Genomic DNA, 21,393 nt, shown 5'->3' on the forward strand with positions numbered 1-21,393 from the left:
TCAAAAACTTACTCTGTTTTGTGTATATGCTCTTGAACCGGATTATTTGTTCTTTTCTTTTTCCTCTTCCTGAGGAATACGGAATACGGTGTACATTTCCAGTACGGCAGCAATAGTCAGACATACTACCCATTCATTTCGTTTCCAGAGAATCATCATTACTCCGGCAACAACCAGTAAAGTTGCTCCGATTATTTGCTGGCGGCGCAGGCGGCGGATAATGATGTTTTTCCCTTCGTAACCGCTCATTACTTGTACATAGGCAAACATAATGGCTCCTATCAGATATAAGTATGGAGCCCATGCCAGTTGGGTGATTTGCAGTGCAGCTCCCAACAGTAGTGCTACTGCCCCTACAGTAGCTATAGCAGAATAGTATTTACTCATCCTTGATCTTTTTCAAATCTTCTTCAAAAATATAAATATCTTCATTCTCTTTCTTCATCAAGTACTTTTCGCGTGCAACTTTTTCCAGTTCCTCCGGATTTGAAGTCAGTTCTTTTAGTTCGCGACTGTCCCTTTCATATTGTTTACGGTAATGCTCTATTTCCGTATTTAATGTCTGGATTTCACGCCAGTGTGAGAAGCGCTGTATCAGACTGTTTTCTTCATCTAATACACCGATTATCAGCAAAAAGACAAGTATTGTAATAAGGTATTTATGCTGACGGATATATTCCCATGCTTTTTTCAGTTTGCTCATATGATGTTCTTAATGATTTACAGGCAAAGATAGTGATAATCTATGAAGTATATATGTTCGTTGATTTTATTTTTTCAGAACTGTCGATGTAAGGTTGTTTCCGTTTTTATAATCTTATGAAACCTCCTGTTTTCTTTTCTGTAAATTGAATGAAGAAATAAAGAACTTTGTAAAGAATAGAATCTTTCTTTATGTTATAATTATGCAATATTGCGATATTTTCTTTCAAAATGAATTAATTTATTTAATTTTTATTGATTGTTGAAAATATTTTCTATATGTTTGTGACATTATTTAAAAGGTAAAAAAGAAAGGAAAACAGAATGGTTTACGATATTGAGATGCTGAAACGCTTTTATGCATCGTATGCAGTACATGTGGATGCAGCGCGAATGAAATTAGGTAAAGCCATGACATTGGCAGAAAAAATATTATATGCACACTTATATAATGCAGATACAGTTGCTTCTTTTCGCCGTGGTGAGGATTATGTAAATTTCCGTCCTGACAGAGTAGCTATGCAAGATGCTACGGCTCAGATGGCGTTGCTGCAATTTATGAATTCAGGGAAAGAAAGTGCTGCTGTTCCGGCTACGGTACACTGTGACCATTTGATACAGGCATATCGGGGATTTAAAGAAGACTTACCTGTAGCTGAAGAGACAAATAAGGAGGTATATGACTTTCTGAAGAGTGTTGCCTCTAAATATAACATCGGTTTTTGGAAACCGGGAGCTGGTATCATTCATCAGGTTGTATTAGAGAACTATGCGTTCCCGGGCGGAATGATTGTAGGAACAGATTCTCATACTCCCAATGCCGGCGGTTTAGGAATGATTGCCATCGGAGTAGGAGGAGCTGATGCGGTAGATGTAATGACCGGAATGGAATGGGAACTGAAAATGCCTAAAATTATCGGTGTGCGTCTGAAAGGTAAGCTTAATGGCTGGGCCTCGCCCAAAGATGTAATATTAAAGCTGGCGGGTATGCTTACTGTAAAAGGAGCTACCAATGCCATTATCGAATATTTTGGAGAAGGAACGGCTTCACTGTCTGCTACCGGTAAAGCGACCATTTGTAATATGGGCGCTGAAGTAGGAGCTACAACTTCCATATTTCCTTATGATGCGGAAATGGAGAAATATCTGTGTGCTACGGGACGTAAGGAGGTGGCTGCAATGGCTTCGGGCAATGCTTTGTATCTGAAAGCTGACGCAGAGGTAGAGGCTAATCCGGAAGTATATTATGATAAAGTTATTGATATAGATTTGTCTACATTGAAGCCATATATCAATGGTCCGTTTACACCCGATGCAGCATGTCCGATATCGGAATTTGCAGAAAAGGTGCGGACAAACGGTTATCCGCAACGGATGGAAGTGGGGTTGATTGGTTCGTGTACAAACTCTTCGTATCAAGACTTGACTCGTGCGGCTTCATTGGCCCGTCAGGTGAAGGCAAAAGGGTTGAAAATGACTGCCCAGTTAATTATAAATCCAGGTTCGGAGCAGGTTTACTGTACGACAAAGCGTGATGGAATGATAGCCGATTTTGAAGCGGTAGGAGGAGTGATTATGACAAACGCTTGTGGTCCGTGCATCGGACAGTGGAAGCGTGTAACTGACGATCCGCAGCGTGCCAATTCTATCGTGACTTCGTTTAACCGTAATTTTGCCAAGCGTGCCGACGGCAATCCCAATACGCATGCTTTTGTCGCTTCGCCTGAGTTAGCTATGGCGCTGGCTATTGCAGGAGATTTATGTTTCAATCCGCTGACTGATACATTGACAAATGAAAGAGGTGAGCAGGTCAAGCTCGATGCTCCGGCAGGAGAAACCTTGCCGGATAAAGGATTCACGGTAGACGACAACGGATATGTAGCTCCGGCTGCCGACGGAAAGAATCTGGAAGTTTCTATCGCTCCCGATTCTAAACGTTTACAGAAACTGGCTCCTTTTGCAGCATGGGATGGAAAGGATCTGACAGATATGCCGTTGCTGATCAAGACACAGGGTAAATGTACTACTGATCATATTTCGATGGCAGGACCGTGGCTCCGTTTCCGTGGACACTTGGAAAATATTTCCGATAATATGCTGATGGGGGCTGTAAACGCATTCAATGGCAAGACCAATAGTGTATGGAACAGACTGACTGGTGATTATGAGGCTGTATCGGCTGTGGCAAAGCAATATAAGGCAAAAGGTATTCCTTCTATTGTAGTGGCAGAGGAAAACTACGGAGAAGGTTCGAGCCGTGAACATGCGGCCATGGAACCTCGATTCCTGAATGTACGTGTGATTCTTGCTAAGAGCTTTGCCCGTATTCACGAAACGAATTTGAAAAAACAAGGTATGCTGGCGCTTACCTTTATGAATAAAGATGATTACGACAAGATACAGGAACACGATTGCATCTCAATTGTAGGGTTGGATAGCTTTGCTCCGGGAAAGCCGTTGCAGGTAATCGTAAAACATGAAAACGGAACAGAAGATATGTTCTTGGCATCACATACATACAACGAAATGCAGATAGGTTGGTTTAAGGCAGGGTGTGCCCTGAATACATTCAGAAAACAATAAAAAGATTATGAGTAAGGTATATATGCAAGACGGTCGGTTGGTTGTGCCCGACTGTGTAACTGTCCCTTTTATAGAAGGTGACGGAGTGGGAGCAGAGATTACTCCCGTATGTCAGCAAATAGTAAACGAAGCTGTAAAGTTGGCTTATAGTGGAAAACGCTCTATCGAATGGAAAGAAGTTCTGGCTGGAGGAAAAGCTTTCGAACAGACTGGAGAATGGCTGCCCGAAGCGACTATGGATGCTTTCCGTGAGTATTTGATAGGTATTAAAGGCCCTCTTACTACACCGGTAGGAGGAGGTATTCGTTCGCTGAATGTTGCTTTGCGTCAGACACTCGATTTGTATGTTTGCCTGCGTCCGGTACGCTGGTTCCGTGGAGTAGTTTCTCCGGTTAAAGAACCTCAAAAAGTGGATATGCACATCTTCCGAGAAAATACAGAAGATATTTATGCCGGTATCGAATGGGAGCAGGGTACTCCCGAAGCACAGAAGTTTTATGCTTTTCTGCGTGATGAGATGGGTGTAAAGAAAGTACGTTTCCCCGAAACTTCTTCGTTCGGAGTAAAGCCTGTATCAGTAGAAGGCACGAAACGTCTGGTGCGTGCAGCTATCTTGTACGCATTGCAGCACAAATTGCCTTCGGTTACACTGGTACACAAGGGAAATATTATGAAATTTACCGAAGGAGGATTCAAGCGTTGGGGGTATGAAGTGGCAGAAACAGAGTTTGCCGGCCGTATATTTACGATGAACCAGTATAACCAGTTGAAGAAGGATCTGGGTGAAGAATCGGCAAAGGCTGCACTGGCTGAGGCTATGAATACAGGAAAAGTTATTATTAAGGACTGTATTGCTGATGCCTTCTTGCAGAATACCTTGCTTATCCCGGAAGAATATTCGGTTATTGCAACGTTGAATCTGAACGGAGATTATGTTTCCGACCAGCTGGCCGCTATGGTAGGAGGTATCGGAATCGCTCCGGGGGCCAATATCAATGACCTGACAGGACATGCTATTTTTGAGGCAACGCACGGTACGGCTCCTGATATTGCCGGAAAGAATGTAGTTAATCCTTGTTCGTTATTGCTGTCGTCTGTCATGATGCTGGAGTATCTGGGATGGAAAGAGGCTGCTTTACTCATCACAAATGCATTGGAACAATTGTTCGGAGCAGGAGAGGCAACGGTCGATCTGGCTCGTTTCATGCCCGACGGAAAAGCTTTGGGTACGAAAGAGTTCGGACAGCGTGTAATAGAGTCATTATAATCAAAAGAACGTATCAGAATGAAAAAAGAATATATCGTATATAAACTTTCGGAATGTGCCAAACAGGCATGCCGGATTGATAATGAGCTTTTCACGAAATATAATGTGAAGCGTGGTCTGCGTAATGAAGACGGCACAGGTGTTCTTGTAGGACTGACTAAGATTGGTAACGTTGTAGGTTATGAGCGTACTGAAGAGGGTTTGAAACCTATTCCCGGAAAGTTGTTCTATAGAGGATACGATTTGGATGACATCGCCCATGCATTGTTGAAGGAAAAACGTTTCGGATTCGAGGAAGTTGCCTATCTGCTGCTTTCGGGAGAACTCCCCGACAGTGAACAACTGGCTGCTTTCAAAGAGCTGATAAACGACAATATGCCACTCGACAAGAAGACGACCATGAATATCATCGACCTGGAGGGTCAGAATATCATGAACATTCTGGCGCGCAGTGTGCTCGAGATGTATACGTTCGACCCGAATCCGGACGATATTTCACGCGATAACCTGATGCGCCAGTCCATCGAGCTGATATCGAAGTTCCCTACCATCATAGCCTATGCGTACAGCATTTACCGTCATAGTATTCACGGACGTTCGCTGCATATCCGCCATCCGCATGAGAATCTCTCGATTGCCGAGAACTTTCTCTATATGATAAAGAAAGACTATACACCGCTGGAGGCTCGTATGCTCGACCTGCTGTTGGTACTTCAGGCAGAACACGGTGGTGGTAACAACTCAACATTTACGGTACGTGTTACCAGTTCTACCCGTACAGATACTTATTCCAGCATAGCGGCAGGTATCGGATCGTTGAAGGGTCCGCTGCATGGAGGTGCTAATATACAGGTAGTAAAGATGTTCCACCACTTGAAGGAGGTTATTTCCGACTGGACCAATGTGGACGAAATAGATACATATCTGATGCGTATGTTACGGAAAGAGGCATACGACGGAAGCGGACTGATTTATGGTATCGGACATGCTGTATATACCATTTCCGATCCTCGTGCAGTGCTTCTGAAGGAGCTGGCAAGTGAACTGGTAGCCGAAAAGGGATGCGAAAAGGAATTTGCTTTCCTCGAACTGCTGGAACAGCGTGCCATAGAATGTTTCAAGAAGGTGAAGGGAACGAAAAAGCAGGTTTGCTCGAATGTTGACTTCTATTCGGGATTCATTTATGAAATGATGGGACTTCCGATGGAAATTTATACGCCGCTCTTTGCCATGGCACGTATTGTGGGATGGACGGCACACCGCATTGAGGAACTGAACTTCGAAGGAAGACGAATTATTCGTCCGGCATATAAGAATGTACTCGATGAAGTAGCATATACTCCGATTGTAGAGAGATAGAATTTCTTTTAAAGAGATTAGAGAAGCTGTCTGGATTTGCGTATTGAAAACGGAAATCCGGACAGCTTTTTTATTGTATTTTCTGTTTTCGGAATAAAATATTTTGAACCGTTGGATGCTATTTCTCTTTTAGTTATCTTTGTCGTCGTAAATACAATAAGTAAACCTTATATGAAAAAACATTTGTTATTAGTGGGAGCATGTGTTTGGATGATGCTCTCGGCACACGCACAAAATTTGAAGCTGTGGTATCAGCAACCGGCAAAAACATGGGTAGAGGCACTGCCCGTAGGAAACTCATCGATGGGAGCGATGGTTTATGGAGGAACATCGCGCGAAGAATTGCAGTTGAACGAAGAAACGCTTTGGGGAGGAGGACCGTATCGGAATGACAATCCGAAAGCGCTCGAAAGTCTGGCTGAAGTACGTAACCTGATTTTCTCCGGAAAGACAATGGACGCCCAGAATCTGATTGACCAGACGTTTTATACGGGGCGCAACGGTATGCCTTATCAGACAATCGGAAGCTTGATTATTGAAGCGCCGGGCCATGAAAAAGCTAAGAATTATTATCGTGACCTTAATCTGGAAAGAGCCGTGGCGACAACCCGTTATCAGGTAGACGGAGTGAACTTTCAGCGTGAGGTTTTTGCCTCTTTTCCCGATCGGGTAATCATTGTCCGTTTCACGACCGATAAACCAGGTGAATTGAATTTTAAGGTAAGCTATGATTCTCCGCTGCAAAGTACGGTAAGAAAGCAGGGGAAAAAGCTGGTTCTTCGCGGCAAGGGTGGAGACCATGAAGGTGTGAAAGGAGTAATCGAAGTTGAAACTCAGAGTCAGGTGATAGCAGAAGGCGGTAAGGTCAGTCTGACGGATAAATATATTTCTGTTGAGCATGCGACTGCGGCTACCTTGTATATCGCTGCTGCAACCAATTTCGTCAATTATCATAATGTAAAGGGAAATGAAAGCAAGAAAGCTTCTGCTTTGCTGGCTGGTGCAATGAAAAAAGAGTATTCCGAAGCGCTGAAAGCACATACCGACTATTATCAGTCGCAGTTCAATCGTGTTTCGCTTTCGCTAGGAGGAGAAAACACTAAAACAGCCAGACAGGAAACGGTGAAGCGTATTGCCGGTTTCAGTCAGGGAAATGATCCGGCACTTGCAGCTTTGATGTTCCAGTATGGCCGTTACCTGCTGATTTCTTCTTCACAGCCGGGAGGACAGCCTGCCAATTTGCAAGGCATCTGGAATCATCAGTTGAATGCTCCGTGGGATGGAAAGTATACCATCAATATCAATACCGAAATGAATTACTGGCCGGCAGAGGTTACCAATCTGTCGGAAACCCATGAACCTTTGTTCGGTCTGGTTCAGGATTTATCTGTAACCGGACGTGAAACCGCACGTACGATGTATGGTTGCAACGGATGGGTGGCACATCACAATACTGATATCTGGCGTGTCACTGGTCCGGTAGACAAAGCTTTCTACGGAACATGGCCGGTAGGAGGAGCCTGGCTGACTACTCACTTATGGCAGCATTATCTGTATACCGGCGATAAAGATTTCCTGAGAAAATCTTATCCGGCAATGAAAGGAGCCGCCGATTTCTTCTTGGGGTATATGATTCCTCATCCGAAATATGGATGGAAAGTTACAGCTCCTTCCATGTCGCCCGAGCATGGTCCGAAGGGTGAAGACACCAAGAAAGCTTCTACTATCGTATCGGGCTGTACGATGGATAATCAGATTATTTTCGATGTATTGAGCAATACACTGGCTGCTTCTGAAATTCTGGAACTTTCGGCTGCTTACAGAGATTCGTTGAGAACCTTGCTTTCCGAAATGGCTCCTATGCAGATAGGGCGTTACAATCAGTTGCAGGAATGGCTGGAAGATCTGGACGATCCGAAAGACGGACACCGCCACGTATCGCATGCATACGGATTGTTCCCCAGCAATCAGATTTCTCCGTTTACTCATCCACAGCTTTTTCAGGCTGTAAAAAACACCTTGCTGCAACGTGGTGATAAGGCTACCGGATGGTCTATCGGATGGAAGATTAATCTGTGGGCACGCCTGCTCGACGGCAATCATGCATATAAGATGATTTCCAATTTGCTGGTTCTGCTGCCCAATGACGAGGTAAAAGAAGAATATCCTGAAGGACGTACGTATCCTAACTTGTTTGACGCGCATCCTCCTTTCCAGATAGACGGAAATTTCGGATTTACGGCTGGAGTTGCAGAAATGTTGCTTCAGAGTCACGACGGGGCAGTGCATTTGCTTCCGGCTTTACCCGACAAATGGGCGGAAGGTAAAGTCAAAGGATTGGTTGCCCGCGGAGGATTTGTTGTCGATATGGACTGGAATGGCGTACAGTTGAATACTGCTAAGATTCACTCCCGCATAGGAGGAAACCTGCGTCTGCGTTCGTATGTTCCATTGAAAGGAGAGGGGCTGAAGCCGGCATCGGGAACAAATCCTAATCCACTGTTCCGCCAGGCTGCCATTAAAGAGCCTTTGGTATCGAAGGAAATCAATCCGCAATATCCGGTTATTCCGAGAGTCTATGAGTATGATCTGGCAACAGAAGCCGGAAAAGATTACGTTGTGACAAGAGGATTATAAGGTGTTTGAGGCCGATTGCAAGAACTTGCTGGTAAGTTATGAAAAAGAAGATGAATTATTCGTATAAAGAACATGAATTTTGGCTGTTTTTTTGTACGAAGTGACACAAACTTTCGTACAGTTTTTTAGAAAATATCACGATGTTTTTGCAAAACTTCCTTGAGATATAAAAAACATGTCTTTTACCTGTTTTCAGCTCTTTCTATTACTGTTTTGGAGTTGAGACTGAATCGGTAAAGGGCATGTTTTTTAGAAGTCTTTTTAGCTTTGTTTTCAGATTTTCCTTAAGAAAAGAGATATCTTTCGGGCACTGATATTTTGCATAGTAAAGGGTATAAAAAAAGAGTCCGGATAGATGAAGTGATGATTGGTTCAGGTCACTTTCATCATCCGGACTCCTTTTCGTATGCTCGGCATGAGTATTAGCTAACGGGTGCAAGTCCCCAATGAGCCCTAATAGCGGGAATCATACAGCCAAAAGCAAGGGTGTCCATCGCGAGTTGGAATCTGAAAGAAGCTGGCGGCAAACATCTGGTCTGACGAACAGAAACTTCATATAAGGCATATGACCGTGGGTAAGGTTGCGAAACAAACTAAAGCCCTATAGCTATTCGGGACGGTTAGTGTAAATGGAGCAGACATAAGATTGAAAGTTAATACCCTTATCCGAGGATGTCTCACGGACATATGGTGAGGATGAATGATTCGAAGTACCATGATGGAGTAAAGCTTGCCGTGAGAAGTCAGCAGAGGTCGTAGTACCCAAGGCATGCATGCCTATAGGGAAGGACCAAACTTTATTTAAACGGCATAACTGAAAACTACCGTTTGTTGGAACGAATGCATAAAACCAAAACAGAAGTATTGGGCTACCTTTAAAGAGATAGGACGGAATCCGAAGGGTATAAAGGAGCGCAGACCTACAAATGGATGGTTGAAGAAGATGTCGTGGAAGTGTCTTTCGAAGAATACGAAAGGCATCCATAGTAAAGAACCGCCGTATGCCGAACGGCACGTACGGTGGTGTGAGAGGTCGGAAAACGAAAGTAGGAAGAAAACTACTTCGTTTTCCTCCTACTCGATTTTATTTATCTGATGTAAGTTGCTTCTACACCTACTTGTGAACAGTCGGCCCCCATCGGAGGATTTTGCTTGTAAAGTGCAATATTGATTTCACTTATTGTCTGGAAATCATCCAATAGCCTTTGGGCAATTCTCCATGCTACATGTTCAAGCAGTTGGGAAGGAATGCGCATTTCTTCTTTTACGGCATTGAATACATCTGCGTAGTTTATGGTTCCTTCCAGCCGGTCGGTTTCAGCAGCGAGTGTAAAATCTGTCTTCAGACGTAAGTCGATTGTATATTGCGTTCCTACACGATTCTCTTGAGGTAGTACACCGTGATAAGCGTACAGTCTGATACCTTTCAGATGAATATACATGTCTGTAGCCTGCTTCATCATTTTATCCGCAGCGTGATGTTCCACAAGTCTTGCAAATCAGACAGCCTTCCTGATAAACTAAGGTTTCATGTCCGCAGTTAGGACATTTCATACCTTTGGCTTCGGTTCCGTCTTGTACGTATTTCTTCAATGCACGCTGTACACCGTTTTTCCAGGTGTTGATGTTTTCACTGTCGAGCTGCAATGAACCTACCAGTTTGATAACCTGTTCGATAGGCATTCTCCAACGTAACACACCGGATATCAGTTTTGCATAGTTCCAGTATTCCTTGTTGAACTTCTCAGAAAGTCCTTCGATGGTCATCTTGTAACCACGTTTGTTTTCAAACTGGAAGTCGTAATGTTTCGTTCCGTCTTCATCGTAACTCTTGATGATACGTCCGGAAGTTACTGATTTCGGCAGCAGGATACCTTCCTCTTCGTCTTGCAGACCTGTGAAGATTTCGTATGGATGTCCGTCGAGTAGTCCTACGAAAGCCACCCATTTTTCTTTATTATTTTGGAATCGAACGACATCAGCTTCCAGAACACGAGGACGTACTTCTGTTACCTGAGGTGGTTTGCATTGGCACTCTTCTTCTTTCTTATCCTTTTTCTTCTGTGTAGAAACGAGAACTCCGGCGCGTGAACCGTCACGGTATACGGTACATCCTTTACAGCCTGAACGCCATGCTTCTACGTAAAGGCGGTTTACCAGTTCCTCGTCAACAGAATTTGGCAGGTTGATAGTGACACTGATTGAGTGGTCTACCCATTTTTGGATACGTCCCTGCATTTTGACCTTCATCAGCCAGTCTACATCGTTTGATGTAGCTTTATAATAAGGAGATTTGGCAACCAGGTCGTCTATTTCTTCCTGTGTATAATGTTTGTCTGGATCGTATCCGTTTATTTGCATCCATGTCAGGAACTTATGGTGGAATACAACGTATTCTTCAAAAGCATCTCCAGTTTCGTCTACGAAATCTACGTGTACATTTGCATCGTTTGGATTTACTTTGCGGCGACGTTTGTACACAGGCATGAATACCGGTTCAATTCCCGATGTTGTTTGAGTCATCAAGCTTGTTGTTCCGGTTGGAGCGATTGTCAGACAGGCAATGTTACGACGTCCGTACTTTTTCATGTCTTCGTAGAGTTTCGGATCGGCGTCTTTTATACGGTTGATGAACGGGGTATTTACTTCGCGTGCAGCATCGTATATTTCGAATGCTCCACGTTCTTTTGCCATATTGACTGAAGAACGGTAAGCTTCTATTGCGATTGTTTTGTGTACTTTTTCAGAAAATTCGGTAGCCTCTTCTGTTCCATAGCGCAATCCTATGGCGGCAAGCATATCTCCTTCGGCTGTAATACCTACTCCGGTACGGCGTCCTAGACCAGATTTGCGATAAATCTTTTCCCACAGATGACGTTCAGTTCCCTTTACTTCTTCGCTTTCAGGGTCTGAATCAATCTTTTCCATGATTTTTTCGATTTTCTCAAGTTCCAGATCGATAATGTCGTCCATGATACGTTGTGCCAATCCGACATGTTTCTTGAATAATTCAAAGTCGAAATATGCCTCAGGAGTAAATGGATTTACTACATATGAGTAAAGGTTGATGGCAAGCAGACGGCAAGAGTCATACGGACACAAAGGAATTTCACCACACGGATTGGTTGAAACAGTGCGGAAACCTAGGTCTGCATAACAATCGGGTACTGATTCTCTCAGGATGGTGTCCCAGAAAAGAACTCCTGGTTCTGCCGATTTCCATGCATTGTGAACAATCTTTTTCCACAGAGCAGAAGCGTTGATTTCTTTTTTTACCTGTGGATCGTTTGAATCGATAGGGAACTGCTGTGTATAGGTACGGTTTTCTACAGCTGCCTGCATGAATTCATCGTCCAGCTTAACTGAAACATTGGCTCCTGTTACTTTCCCTTCGGTCATCTTGGCATCGATAAATGCTTCAGAGTCGGGATGCTTGATAGATACACTCAACATTAGTGCTCCACGACGTCCGTCTTGAGCTACTTCACGGGTTGAGTTTGAATAACGTTCCATAAAGGGAACCAGTCCGGTAGAAGTCAGTGCTGAGTTTTTTACAGGTGAGCCTTTCGGGCGGATATGTGAAAGGTCATGTCCTACACCACCACGGCGTTTCATCAGCTGTACTTGTTCTTCGTCGATACGAATGATAGCACCGTAAGAGTCGGCTTTCCCGTCCAGACCGATAACGAAGCAGTTGGATAATGAAGCAATTTGATAATCATTTCCGATACCTGTCATCGGGCTTCCCTGAGGAACGATGTACTTGAAGTGATCGAATAATCCAAAGAGTTCTTCCGAACTGAGTGCATTAGGATATTTTGCCTCGATACGGGCTACTTCATTGGCAATACGCCAATGCATATCCACGGGAGATTTTTCGTAAATATTTCCGAAGGAATCTTTTACAGCGTACTTGTTTACCCAAACGCGGGCAGCAAGTTCATCTCCTTTAAAATACTCTAACGATGCCTTGTAAGCCTCGTCATAGCTGTACGTTTGTTTTTCCACTTTTATATAATGATATTAGTTCGTTATTTTCTTTTTAATTTGTAGAATTGCTTTATTGAATAACAAACCGCTGCAAAGCTAAAGATGTTTTTCTTATTTGCAAAATAAAAGAGAAAGAAGTTATTAACAATCTGCAAAGTTTTCCGTTTTGTTTTTATATTTGTTTGATTATTAACTGTTTATGATTTTGTGGTTTTCTTGAAGTTTACTGTTTTGAATAACTTTGTCTTTTTGGTGTGTTTATTTGCTATTCATTGTTATATACTTATTTTTTATTTGTACCTTTGTAAATAAATCAACTTTTTAATTATGGATTCAATAAAGAACAGACGTACGATACGTAAATATAAGGCACAGGATATTCCTGTCGATTTGTTGAATGATATGCTGGAAACTTCTTTCCGTGCAGCTACAATGGGTAATATGCAATTATATAGTGTTGTTGTTACTCGTGATCCGGAAATGAAGGCACAGTTGGCTCCGGCTCATTTTAACCAGCCGATGGTAACTTCTGCTCCAGTTGTACTGACTTTCTGTGCCGATTTTAATCGTTTTAGTAAATGGTGTCGCCAAAGAAAAGCTGAACCGGGATATGATAATTTGCTTTCTTTTATGAATGCAATGACAGATGCATTGCTGGTGACACAGAATTTTTGTACGATTGCTGAGGATAAAGGGTTGGGTACATGTTTTTTAGGAACTACCATTTACAATCCTCATCAGATTATAGAAATATTAAATTTGCCAGAATTGGTGATACCGGTTGCAACAATAACTGTAGGCTACCCCGATGAATCTCCTGCTCAGCCAGACCGTTTGCCGATAAAGGGTATTATCCATCAGGAAAAGTATCATGATTATACACCAGAAGAGATTGAGGACATTTTTGCTTATAAGGAATCTCTTCCTGAAAACCGTCATTTTGTAGAAATAAATCATACAGAAACCCTTGCCCAGATTTTTACAGATATCAGATATAGAAAGGCTGATAATGAAGCGATGTCGGATTTGTTGAAAAAAACATTGAAGCAGCAGTTGTTTGATAAATAATTGGGATGTTCTTGTCTGATACATAAAATAAAAGCCGTGGTATTCGAATACCACGGCTTTTATTTTATGTATCTCTTGGTCTTATTTTTGATGTAAACTAGCCTCTATTTCTTCAATTTCAGCTTTGAATGCTTTGTCTACCTCTACCTGATCCTTCACTATTTTACAAGCGTGAAGTACTGTAGCGTGGTCTTTATTACCAATCAGCTGACCGATTTTTGAAGATGATGTATCTGTATGTTTCTTGGCTAGGTACATTGCTACTTGGCGTACTTGAACCACTTCACGTTTGCGGGTCTTGGTATGGATGGTAGAAGCATCCACTTTATAATGACTGCATACTTTTTCGATGATATTATCAACTGTAAGTGGTTTGACTTCAGCGCAGCGTACAGCTTTGCGGACAATACGTTGAGCTAAATCCAGATTTATTTCGCGCTTCAGCTGGATAGAATATACTAACAGTGAGTTTACAATACCTTCTAGTTCGCGAACACTTTCATTTACGTTTTCCGCTATGTAGCAAATTACTGATTCTGGAATAACCAAACCGTCGCGACGGATTTTATTGCGCAAGATGTTTTTGCGTAATTCAATGTCTGGTTTCTCCAATTCAGCAACAAGTCCCCATTTGAAACGTGTCAGCAGTCGGTCTTCCATACCTTGCAGCATGACAGGGGCACGGTCGGAAGTTAAAATCAACTGCTTTCCGTTCTGGTGCAGGTGATTGAATATGTGGAAGAATGTATTCTGTGTCTTGGTTACACCGGCAAACTCTTGGATATCGTCGATAATCAGCACATCAATAGTTTGATAGAAACTGATGAAATCATTGAAGTGATTTGTACGCACAGAGTCTGTGTATTGTACCTGAAATAAGTGTGCAGATACATACAAAACACGCTTTTCCGGATAAAGTTCCTTTATACGTGTACCTATGGCATTGATAAGGTGTGTCTTTCCAACACCTGACGGACCATACAGAAATAAGGGGTTGAATGTACGTGCCGGATTTTGAGCTACGGTTTCGGCCACAGTTCTTGAAAACTCATTACTTGTTCCCTTTATAAAATTTTCAAAGTTATAATTAGGGTTCAAGTGTGGATCTAAGTCTTGCACAGCCGGGGCTTGTAATAGGCTGGGAGCCTTATTACCATTATGTATAGGAGCCTGAGGAGGCAAAGCTGATGAACGCTCTGTCCCTTTCATATCGATGGCTATATGGTTTGTCTTGTCTGTGAGTATAGAATACATCAACTCTGTGCCTTCACCAATTTCTTTATAAATGGCGGCACGCAAGAGCCCCACATACTTTTCTTCCAAATATTCATAGAAGAAAGGACTGGGGACCCCTATAGTCAAGGCTTTATCCTCGTATTTTAATGGAACGACGGGTTCGAACCATGTTTTATAGGCTGTCGCATTAACGTTATCTTTTATAAAGTTTAAGCAACGTTTCCACAATGCAATAGCCTGATTGTTTTCAATCATATTTAATCTGTTATTAATAAAGCGAAACTTCTACGTTTGCAAATTTCGTAATCAATTTTCAGAAAAACAAATGTCTTTTTGTTTGCTTTTTTAATTATTCTTACAATAGGTTGGGAATCAGTGATTTGTTTGTTGAATGGCTTCTTTAGAAATATTCCCAGATTTGCTCGTTTGCAAGAAGTTGTTTCTCAAATGTTTATATATTTGTTTCTGTCTTTGAATATAATAACTTCTTGATTGCTTTTGCTTGATAATCAAGAAGTTATTATTCTATTTGTTTAGATGTTAGTCTAATTTATTATTTGGAATATTTCTATATAGTGTGTTTATTTATCTTTTTTCCCAAAAAGTGAGAAATGTACATAACGTTTTGGGTGAGACTTTAAATCCTCTAGCAGGCTGGCAGCGTTGGCTGTTGTTGCATTCAGGTTATTATACAAGCTGGAATCATTCATAAGTAATCCTAGCGTATTGTCTTTTCTGTTTAATTTATCTGTAAGCAAATATACATTTTGCAGTGTAGAATCAGCTTTGGCAAGAGTAGATGCATAGTCTACACCTTTTAAATTGTCGGTAATAGTCTTTAAGTTTTCTGTAATAGCAGTTACATTACCTGTCAGCTGAGGAACATCGGTTGACATTAACTTATTCAACTGGGCACTTGTTGAATTTAAAGAAGCTGTCAGCTGTTCTGCATTATGCAATGTTTTGCTCAATGCAGGATCTGCCAATAATTTATTTAATGAACCCAGAATGGAATCCAGTTTAGGAAGCATTTGTTCCATTTTGGGAAGCAGATCTTTTTCTGCTGCTCCTAACAGTCCTGTATTAGCTGTACCTGGTAATGTGTCTCCCTCATTATAAAATGTGGTACTTTCGTGATTCAGGATGAGATTCATTTTTACAGTTCCCAGCATTTCTGTTATAAGCTCAGCTTTACTTCCTGTAGGAATCTTCATTTCCTGATCCATTTCGATACCCACAACAACATGTCCTGGCTTTTGGTAATTATATTCTATATCACGTACGATACCAACTTTAAATCCATTAGCGAATACGGGGCTGGATTGAGCAAGTCCGTTAATATCGGTAAACTCTACATGATAATAGCTTTCCGGCTTAAACATATTAATACCTTTCAGGTAATTGATGCCACAGAAAAGTATAAGTAACGCGGCAATTCCTGCTAAACCTATTTTTACTTCTTTTTTCATATTTGTCTGGATTCTATTGTTATCTGTTTTTCTTGAATTCTCTGATAGCTTGATTGATATTCATTTTTTCTCCGTTCTTGAAGGCTATAATGAAAGCATCCTTAAACTTACCGTCTACTTTACTTCGTTTTAAGCGGAGTATGCGGTTGTAATCCGTACTTTCTCCATAAGTATACTTGTAGATTCCGTTTTCCTTATAACGGCTTACAGGCGATAGTCCTTTGAATAATCTGCTTTGTGCAGGAAGTATTCTGTCTGAAGTAAGTATCTGAATTTTGAATACCGGCTTGTTATCTGTTTCTGTTTTCTTTGAAGTAGCTGTAGTGTTCTTTTCAGAAGGCTTGGATGCAACAGGAGAAGGACTTTGCATACTTTCTATGTTTGTTTGCTGTGGTTCTGATTCTGGAGTTTCTATATCTTCTTCCGGTTCACTGACTGGAGAAACTGCAGTTGCACTTTTTCGGCTATGCTGTTTATAATTTAAAAAAGCCTGATAAATGCTTTTGGCCAAAGCAGAAGAACCTTGTTCTGATAACAGATACGCTTCTTCGTTAGGATTGGTGATATATCCCAGTTCTATCAGCACGCTAGGCATTGATGTTTCACGTAGTACCAAAAAGCCAGCTTGATGCACTCCCTTATCTATACGGCGCGCACTTTGGCGGAACTGTTTTTGTATCATTGAAGCAAAGTTTACACTCTGCGACAAGTATTTATCCTGAAGAAACTCGAATATGATGTAGCTTTCAGCCGAATTTGGGTTAAATCCTGCATAACGTTGCTTGTAGTCGTCCTCTATTAAGATTACAGAGTTTTCTTTCTTGGCAACTTCCAGATTTTCTTGTGTACGGTGAAGACCTAGTGTATAGGTCTCTGTACCACTGACTTTGCTATTTCGTGATTCAAGAGAATTGGTGTGTATTGAAATAAATAAATCGGCCTTTGCGTTATTGGCTATTTCTGCTCGTCTGTGCAGTGGAACAAACGTATCCTTTTTACGAGTATATACGACGCGTGTATCATTACAGTTGTTTTCGATGAGCTGTCCTAATTTTAATGCGACATTCAGGTTGATATTCTTTTCACGTCCGCGTTTTCCTATGGCACCGGGATCGTTTCCTCCATGTCCTGCATCGATAACTACAGTAAATTGCTTCTGTGCAGCAGCCTGTCCATTTTCTGATTGTCCGAAAATCAGCAGAAAACAAATAATATATAGTATGTGGAATATATTCTTTTTCATATAGTTCATTCGTTGCAAAGTTAATATTTTTTTTGCATTCTGTTTCTATTTTACATTGACAAGAATTAGTTTTCAGTAGATAACGCCTATAAAAACAATTAAAATTACAATATGTTTTGATGGTTTTGCGTACTTTTGTCGGTTGAATAAACAGAGTGATTATGTTACAGTTTATAAAGAATTGGACACTTCCTCTTGCAATGCTTGCAGGAGTTATAGGTTATTTTTGTTTTGCGACATTCGATTTTCTGACTCCGACTCGGCCGGTTGTGAAAATTCTGATAGCATGGCTTACACCATTTCTTATTTTTGCCCAATTGTTACTGACTTTCTGTAAGGTTGAGGTAAAAGAACTTGTTCCGCAATGCTGGCAGGGATGGTTGTTGCTTGTCCAGTTCCTGTCTTGTTTGCTAGTAGCATGTCTGTTGCTTTTTTTGCCGCTGGATGAATATTGGCGTGCTGCATTGCAAGGAGCTATGGTATGTTTGATTTGTCCTACTGCTACAGCAGCAGCTGTTATTACTGGAAAGCTGGGAGGAAGTGCTGCTGCGCTTACTACTTATACATTGTTGTCAAATTTGCTTGCGGCTATCATGGTTCCATTGGTCTTTCCTTTGGTAGAACCAACTGATATTGCTTTTGGGGAATCTTTTTTGCGTATATTAGGAAAGGTCTTTCCATTGCTGTTGTTCCCATTTTTTACAGCTGTTCTTTTGCGCCGTTTCTTTCCTTCTGTTCACCGTTTTCTTGTAGGATTGAAAGATATGGCTTTTTATTTGTGGGCCTTAGCTCTGATTATTGTAATGGGACAGACTACCCGTTCGGTTGTTGAAGGAAACATTTCTGTGGGTGAAGAACTTCTGATTGCTTTCTGGGCTCTTGTTGTGTGTGTGTTGCAGTTCTGGCTTGGAAAGTATATTGGTGGCCGACACGACAACCGTATCAGTGGTGGCCAGGCATTAGGACAAAAAAATACGGTACTTGCAATATGGATGGCATACACTTATTTGAATCCGGCATCGGCGATAGCTCCTGGGAGTTATGTGGTATGGCAGAACATAATCAATAGCTGGCAGTTGTGGAAGAAAAGAAGGAATGGGTAATTTTTATACTCCTTATTATATATGCTGCATAAGCCGATGGTTATTTTGTTGAGTTCTGTTTCTGGTTTTGGCTTTTGAATCTGTATTGACTGATTTTATCTTATTGGCTGATTAAACAGCAATAGTCCTTAAAAATCTGAATAGAAATAACGTTTTTTGTATATGTTTTTTATTTCTATCAGCATTTCTATCGAACTTCTTTTGCTGATATATTGATGATGTCAATTATATATGTTATAATTATTTAAATACAGAAGTAAGAATTTGTTTATTATTAAAATATTTAATTAATATTCTTGTTATTGTTATTTAAATTTATACCTTTGCATAAGGTAATTGCAAAAATAGATGGAATTGCCATTTTGTTATACTTAAATCTTTACTTGCTGTATGAAAAGGATTTCATTTAATTTGATGGGCGTGCTGTGTATATTGTTTTCTACTTGTTTTTATGCATGCTCCGAAAAAAGAACGTTGAATTCTGATTATGAAATCATTCCCAAGCCCCTAGATGTAAATTGTAAAGGTGATGCTTCTTTTTTGTTGAAAGACGGAGTTGCTGTTATATATCCTGAAAACAATCGGAAGATGCAGGATAATGCAGAGTTCTTGGTTGATTATGTAGAAAGACAGACAGGAGTAAAGCTGACTTCCCATGCTGGTATGCCGGTAGATGGAGCGATTTGCCTGACTCTTGATCTGAGTGACGATAACGCAGAAGCATATAAATTGATTGTTAATGATAAAAGAGTTTGCATTTCCGGAGCTTCCGAAGCTGGTGTCTTTTATGGTATTCAGACTTTAAGAAAATCTTTACCTGTGGCTCAGGATATAAACGTGAATTTATCTGCAGTAGAGATTTATGATAAGCCTCGGTTTGCTTATCGTGGTGCGATGCTGGATGTGGCTCGTCATTTCTATACGGTAGATGAAGTCAAGACTTTTATTGATATGCTCGCGCTGCATAATATTAACCGTTTCCACTGGCATTTGACTGATGATCAGGGCTGGCGTATTGAAATAAAGAAATATCCCAAACTGATGTCTGTTGCTTCAGAGCGTAAAGAAACGGTAGTCGGTCGTTGGTATAGTGGTATATACGACGGGAAATCTTATGGTGGATATTATACTCAGGATGAATTGCGTGATGTAATTGATTATGCAGCCAAGCGTCATATTACTATCATTCCTGAAGTTGATTTGCCGGGACATATGCAGGCTGCACTGACAGCTTATCCTGAATTGGGCTGTACCGGAGGACCTTATGAAGTTAGAACGATATGGGGGGTATCTCAGGATGTTTTATGTGTAGGAAATGATTTTACATTGCAGTTTGTAAAAGACGTGTTGTCTGAAGTTGCTGATATATTCCCGTCTGAATATATTCATATTGGCGGAGATGAGTGTCCGAAAGTACGTTGGGAAAAGTGTCCGAAGTGTCAGGAGCGAATCAAGAGTCTGGGATTGAAATCGGATGCCAAACATACAAAGGAACAACGTTTGCAGAGTTATGTGATTCAGGAAGCTGCAAAATATCTGAAAGAGAAAGGAAAACGTATCATTGGTTGGACAGAGATACTGGAAGGAGGTTTGGTGCCTGATGCTACATTGATGTCGTGGATTGGTGAAAGTGGAGGCATTGAAGCTGCTCATCAGCATCACGATGTGATAATGACTCCCAATACGTATTTGTATTTCGATTATTATCAGTCTAAGAAAGTGGAAGATGAGCCTTTGGCTATCGGTGGATATTTGCCTATTGAAAAGACTTATAATTATGAACCGATGCCTAAGGAACTGACGGAAGAAGAGCAGCAATATATAAAAGGTGTACAGGCTAATTTATGGACAGAATATATTCCTGTATTCTCTCAGGTTCAATATATGGTTCTTCCTCGTCTGGGAGCAGCTGCGGAAGTTCAGTGGACTGATCCTTCTAAAAAAGATTATAAAGATTTTCTGCGGAGAGTTCCTCATCTGGTTGCTGTATACGATTGTTATGGCTGGAATTATGCCACACATGTGTACGATGTAAATGTTGACATGAAAGCTGATACGGTAAATCATGTATTGAATGTACAGTTAAGTACGATGGCCGATGATCCTATTTATTATACACTTGATGGTCAGGATCCAACAGAAAAATCATTGAAATATACAAAACCTTTTACGATAGACCAGTCTGTTGTATTAAAAACAATGGCAGTTCATCCGGACCGTACAAGTAAAATATCTGTTGATACCATTCGTTTCAATAAAGCTACCTTGAAACCTGTTGTGCTGTTGCAGCCCAATGAATCCCGTTTTAGCCCTGACGGACCGGTCGTTTTGGTCGACGGAAGAAATGGTAATCACAGTTTCGATACAGGAGCATGGCTGGCTGTAGCAGGTAATGATTTGGAGGCTGTCATAAATATGCAGGCTGAAACTATATTGAGCTCAGCTTCAGTTCATGTATATGTCAGAAAAGATGCATGGCTTTTCGATGCCAGAGGTTTTTCTGTTTCTGTATCCTCCGACAATAAGAATTATAAAGAAGTTGCTTCTCAAGAGTATAAGCAAATGCAGGAGTCTGACTCAGATGGAATTATAGAACATGAGCTTTCATTTGATCCTTGTAAGGCTACATATGTTAAAATAAAGGTAATCAGTGAAAAGAGTATGCCCGATTGGCACTGGGATGCAGGTAAGGCTCCATTTTTATTGGTAGACGAAATAATTTTAAATTAATGATTA

At 41.2% G+C, this 21,393-nt stretch carries 14 protein-coding genes and 1 pseudogene; 7 read left to right on the top strand and 8 right to left on the bottom strand.

The window, feature by feature from the left end; translation table 11 throughout:
* Positions 1-42: 42 nt before the first annotated feature.
* Together ACDG22_RS07385 and ACDG22_RS07390 are read right to left on the bottom strand one after the other, a co-directional pair.
* The gene (locus tag ACDG22_RS07385) at positions 43-387 is read right to left on the bottom strand and encodes a hypothetical protein (RefSeq protein ID WP_007566846.1); all 345 of its coding nucleotides are present in this window, start codon (positions 385-387) and stop codon (positions 43-45) included.
* The gene (locus ACDG22_RS07390) at positions 380-703 is read right to left on the bottom strand and encodes an FtsB family cell division protein (RefSeq protein ID WP_007566844.1); all 324 of its coding nucleotides are present in this window, start codon (positions 701-703) and stop codon (positions 380-382) included. Before ACDG22_RS07390 ends, ACDG22_RS07385 begins: the two co-directional genes overlap by 8 nt.
* A 323-nt stretch (positions 704-1,026) precedes the next feature.
* On the opposite strand from ACDG22_RS07390, the gene ACDG22_RS07395 reads away from it, so the two are divergent.
* The 4 genes from ACDG22_RS07395 to ACDG22_RS07410 all read left to right on the top strand — a co-directional run bounded on the left by ACDG22_RS07395 (position 1,027) and on the right by ACDG22_RS07410 (position 8,548).
* Complete coding sequence (locus ACDG22_RS07395; protein WP_370858828.1) at positions 1,027-3,285, top strand: aconitate hydratase; 2,259 nt, start codon at positions 1,027-1,029, stop codon at positions 3,283-3,285.
* A gap of 7 nt (positions 3,286-3,292) precedes the next feature.
* The gene (gene icd / locus ACDG22_RS07400) at positions 3,293-4,552 is read left to right on the top strand and encodes an NADP-dependent isocitrate dehydrogenase (protein ID WP_370858829.1); all 1,260 of its coding nucleotides are present in this window, start codon (positions 3,293-3,295) and stop codon (positions 4,550-4,552) included.
* A gap of 18 nt (positions 4,553-4,570) precedes the next feature.
* The gene (locus ACDG22_RS07405) at positions 4,571-5,911 is read left to right on the top strand and encodes a citrate/2-methylcitrate synthase (protein ID WP_007566836.1); all 1,341 of its coding nucleotides are present in this window, start codon (positions 4,571-4,573) and stop codon (positions 5,909-5,911) included.
* A 171-nt stretch (positions 5,912-6,082) separates the two neighbouring features.
* Positions 6,083-8,548, top strand: a complete 2,466-nt coding sequence (locus ACDG22_RS07410) for a glycoside hydrolase family 95 protein (RefSeq protein WP_370858830.1) — start codon at positions 6,083-6,085, stop codon at positions 8,546-8,548.
* Between the two features lie 607 nt (positions 8,549-9,155).
* Here ACDG22_RS07410 and ACDG22_RS07415 read toward each other — a convergent pair.
* The 3 genes and pseudogenes from ACDG22_RS07415 to ACDG22_RS07425 form a co-directional block, all read right to left on the bottom strand.
* Positions 9,156-9,632 (bottom strand): annotated as a pseudogene (locus ACDG22_RS07415) (hypothetical protein); the annotation flags it as partial.
* A gap of 4 nt (positions 9,633-9,636) precedes the next feature.
* Positions 9,637-10,011, bottom strand: coding sequence for a dihydroneopterin aldolase (folB, locus tag ACDG22_RS07420; RefSeq protein ID WP_178270068.1), 375 nt, complete (start codon positions 10,009-10,011; stop codon positions 9,637-9,639).
* A gap of 1 nt (position 10,012) precedes the next feature.
* Positions 10,013-12,556: an adenosylcobalamin-dependent ribonucleoside-diphosphate reductase gene (locus ACDG22_RS07425; protein ID WP_178270067.1), complete on the bottom strand. Its 2,544-nt coding sequence runs from the start codon at positions 12,554-12,556 to the stop codon at positions 10,013-10,015.
* 309 nt (positions 12,557-12,865) lie between these two features.
* Between ACDG22_RS07425 and ACDG22_RS07430 the strand changes: the two genes are divergently transcribed.
* Complete coding sequence (locus tag ACDG22_RS07430) at positions 12,866-13,606, top strand: NADPH-dependent oxidoreductase (RefSeq protein ID WP_204461550.1); 741 nt, start codon at positions 12,866-12,868, stop codon at positions 13,604-13,606.
* Positions 13,607-13,687: 81 nt separating this feature from the next.
* On the opposite strand, the gene dnaA is transcribed toward ACDG22_RS07430, so the two are convergent.
* From dnaA to ACDG22_RS07445, 3 genes are all read right to left on the bottom strand, one after another.
* Positions 13,688-15,097 (bottom strand): chromosomal replication initiator protein DnaA, encoded by a 1,410-nt coding sequence (gene dnaA / locus ACDG22_RS07435; RefSeq protein ID WP_007566826.1) that lies wholly within the window; start codon positions 15,095-15,097, stop codon positions 13,688-13,690.
* 326 nt (positions 15,098-15,423) lie between these two features.
* A complete protein-coding gene (locus ACDG22_RS07440) occupies positions 15,424-16,311 on the bottom strand; it encodes an MlaD family protein (protein ID WP_270212050.1) in 888 nt (295 codons plus the stop codon).
* Positions 16,312-16,330: 19 nt separating this feature from the next.
* Positions 16,331-17,554: an N-acetylmuramoyl-L-alanine amidase gene (locus ACDG22_RS07445; protein ID WP_270230201.1), complete on the bottom strand. Its 1,224-nt coding sequence runs from the start codon at positions 17,552-17,554 to the stop codon at positions 16,331-16,333.
* Positions 17,555-17,715: 161 nt separating this feature from the next.
* Between ACDG22_RS07445 and ACDG22_RS07450 the strand changes: the two genes are divergently transcribed.
* Positions 17,716-18,657 carry a bile acid:sodium symporter gene (locus tag ACDG22_RS07450; protein ID WP_007566819.1) on the top strand — a complete coding sequence of 314 codons (942 nt, stop codon included), beginning with the start codon at positions 17,716-17,718 and terminating at the stop codon, positions 18,655-18,657.
* 390 nt (positions 18,658-19,047) lie between these two features.
* On the top strand, positions 19,048-21,387 hold the full coding sequence (locus ACDG22_RS07455) for a glycoside hydrolase family 20 protein (protein ID WP_270230202.1): 2,340 nt from the start codon (positions 19,048-19,050) through the stop codon (positions 21,385-21,387).
* Positions 21,388-21,393: the final 6 nt, after the last annotated feature.

Source organism: Phocaeicola coprocola (assembly GCF_041333015.1).
GTDB classification, from domain to species: domain Bacteria; phylum Bacteroidota; class Bacteroidia; order Bacteroidales; family Bacteroidaceae; genus Phocaeicola; species Phocaeicola coprocola.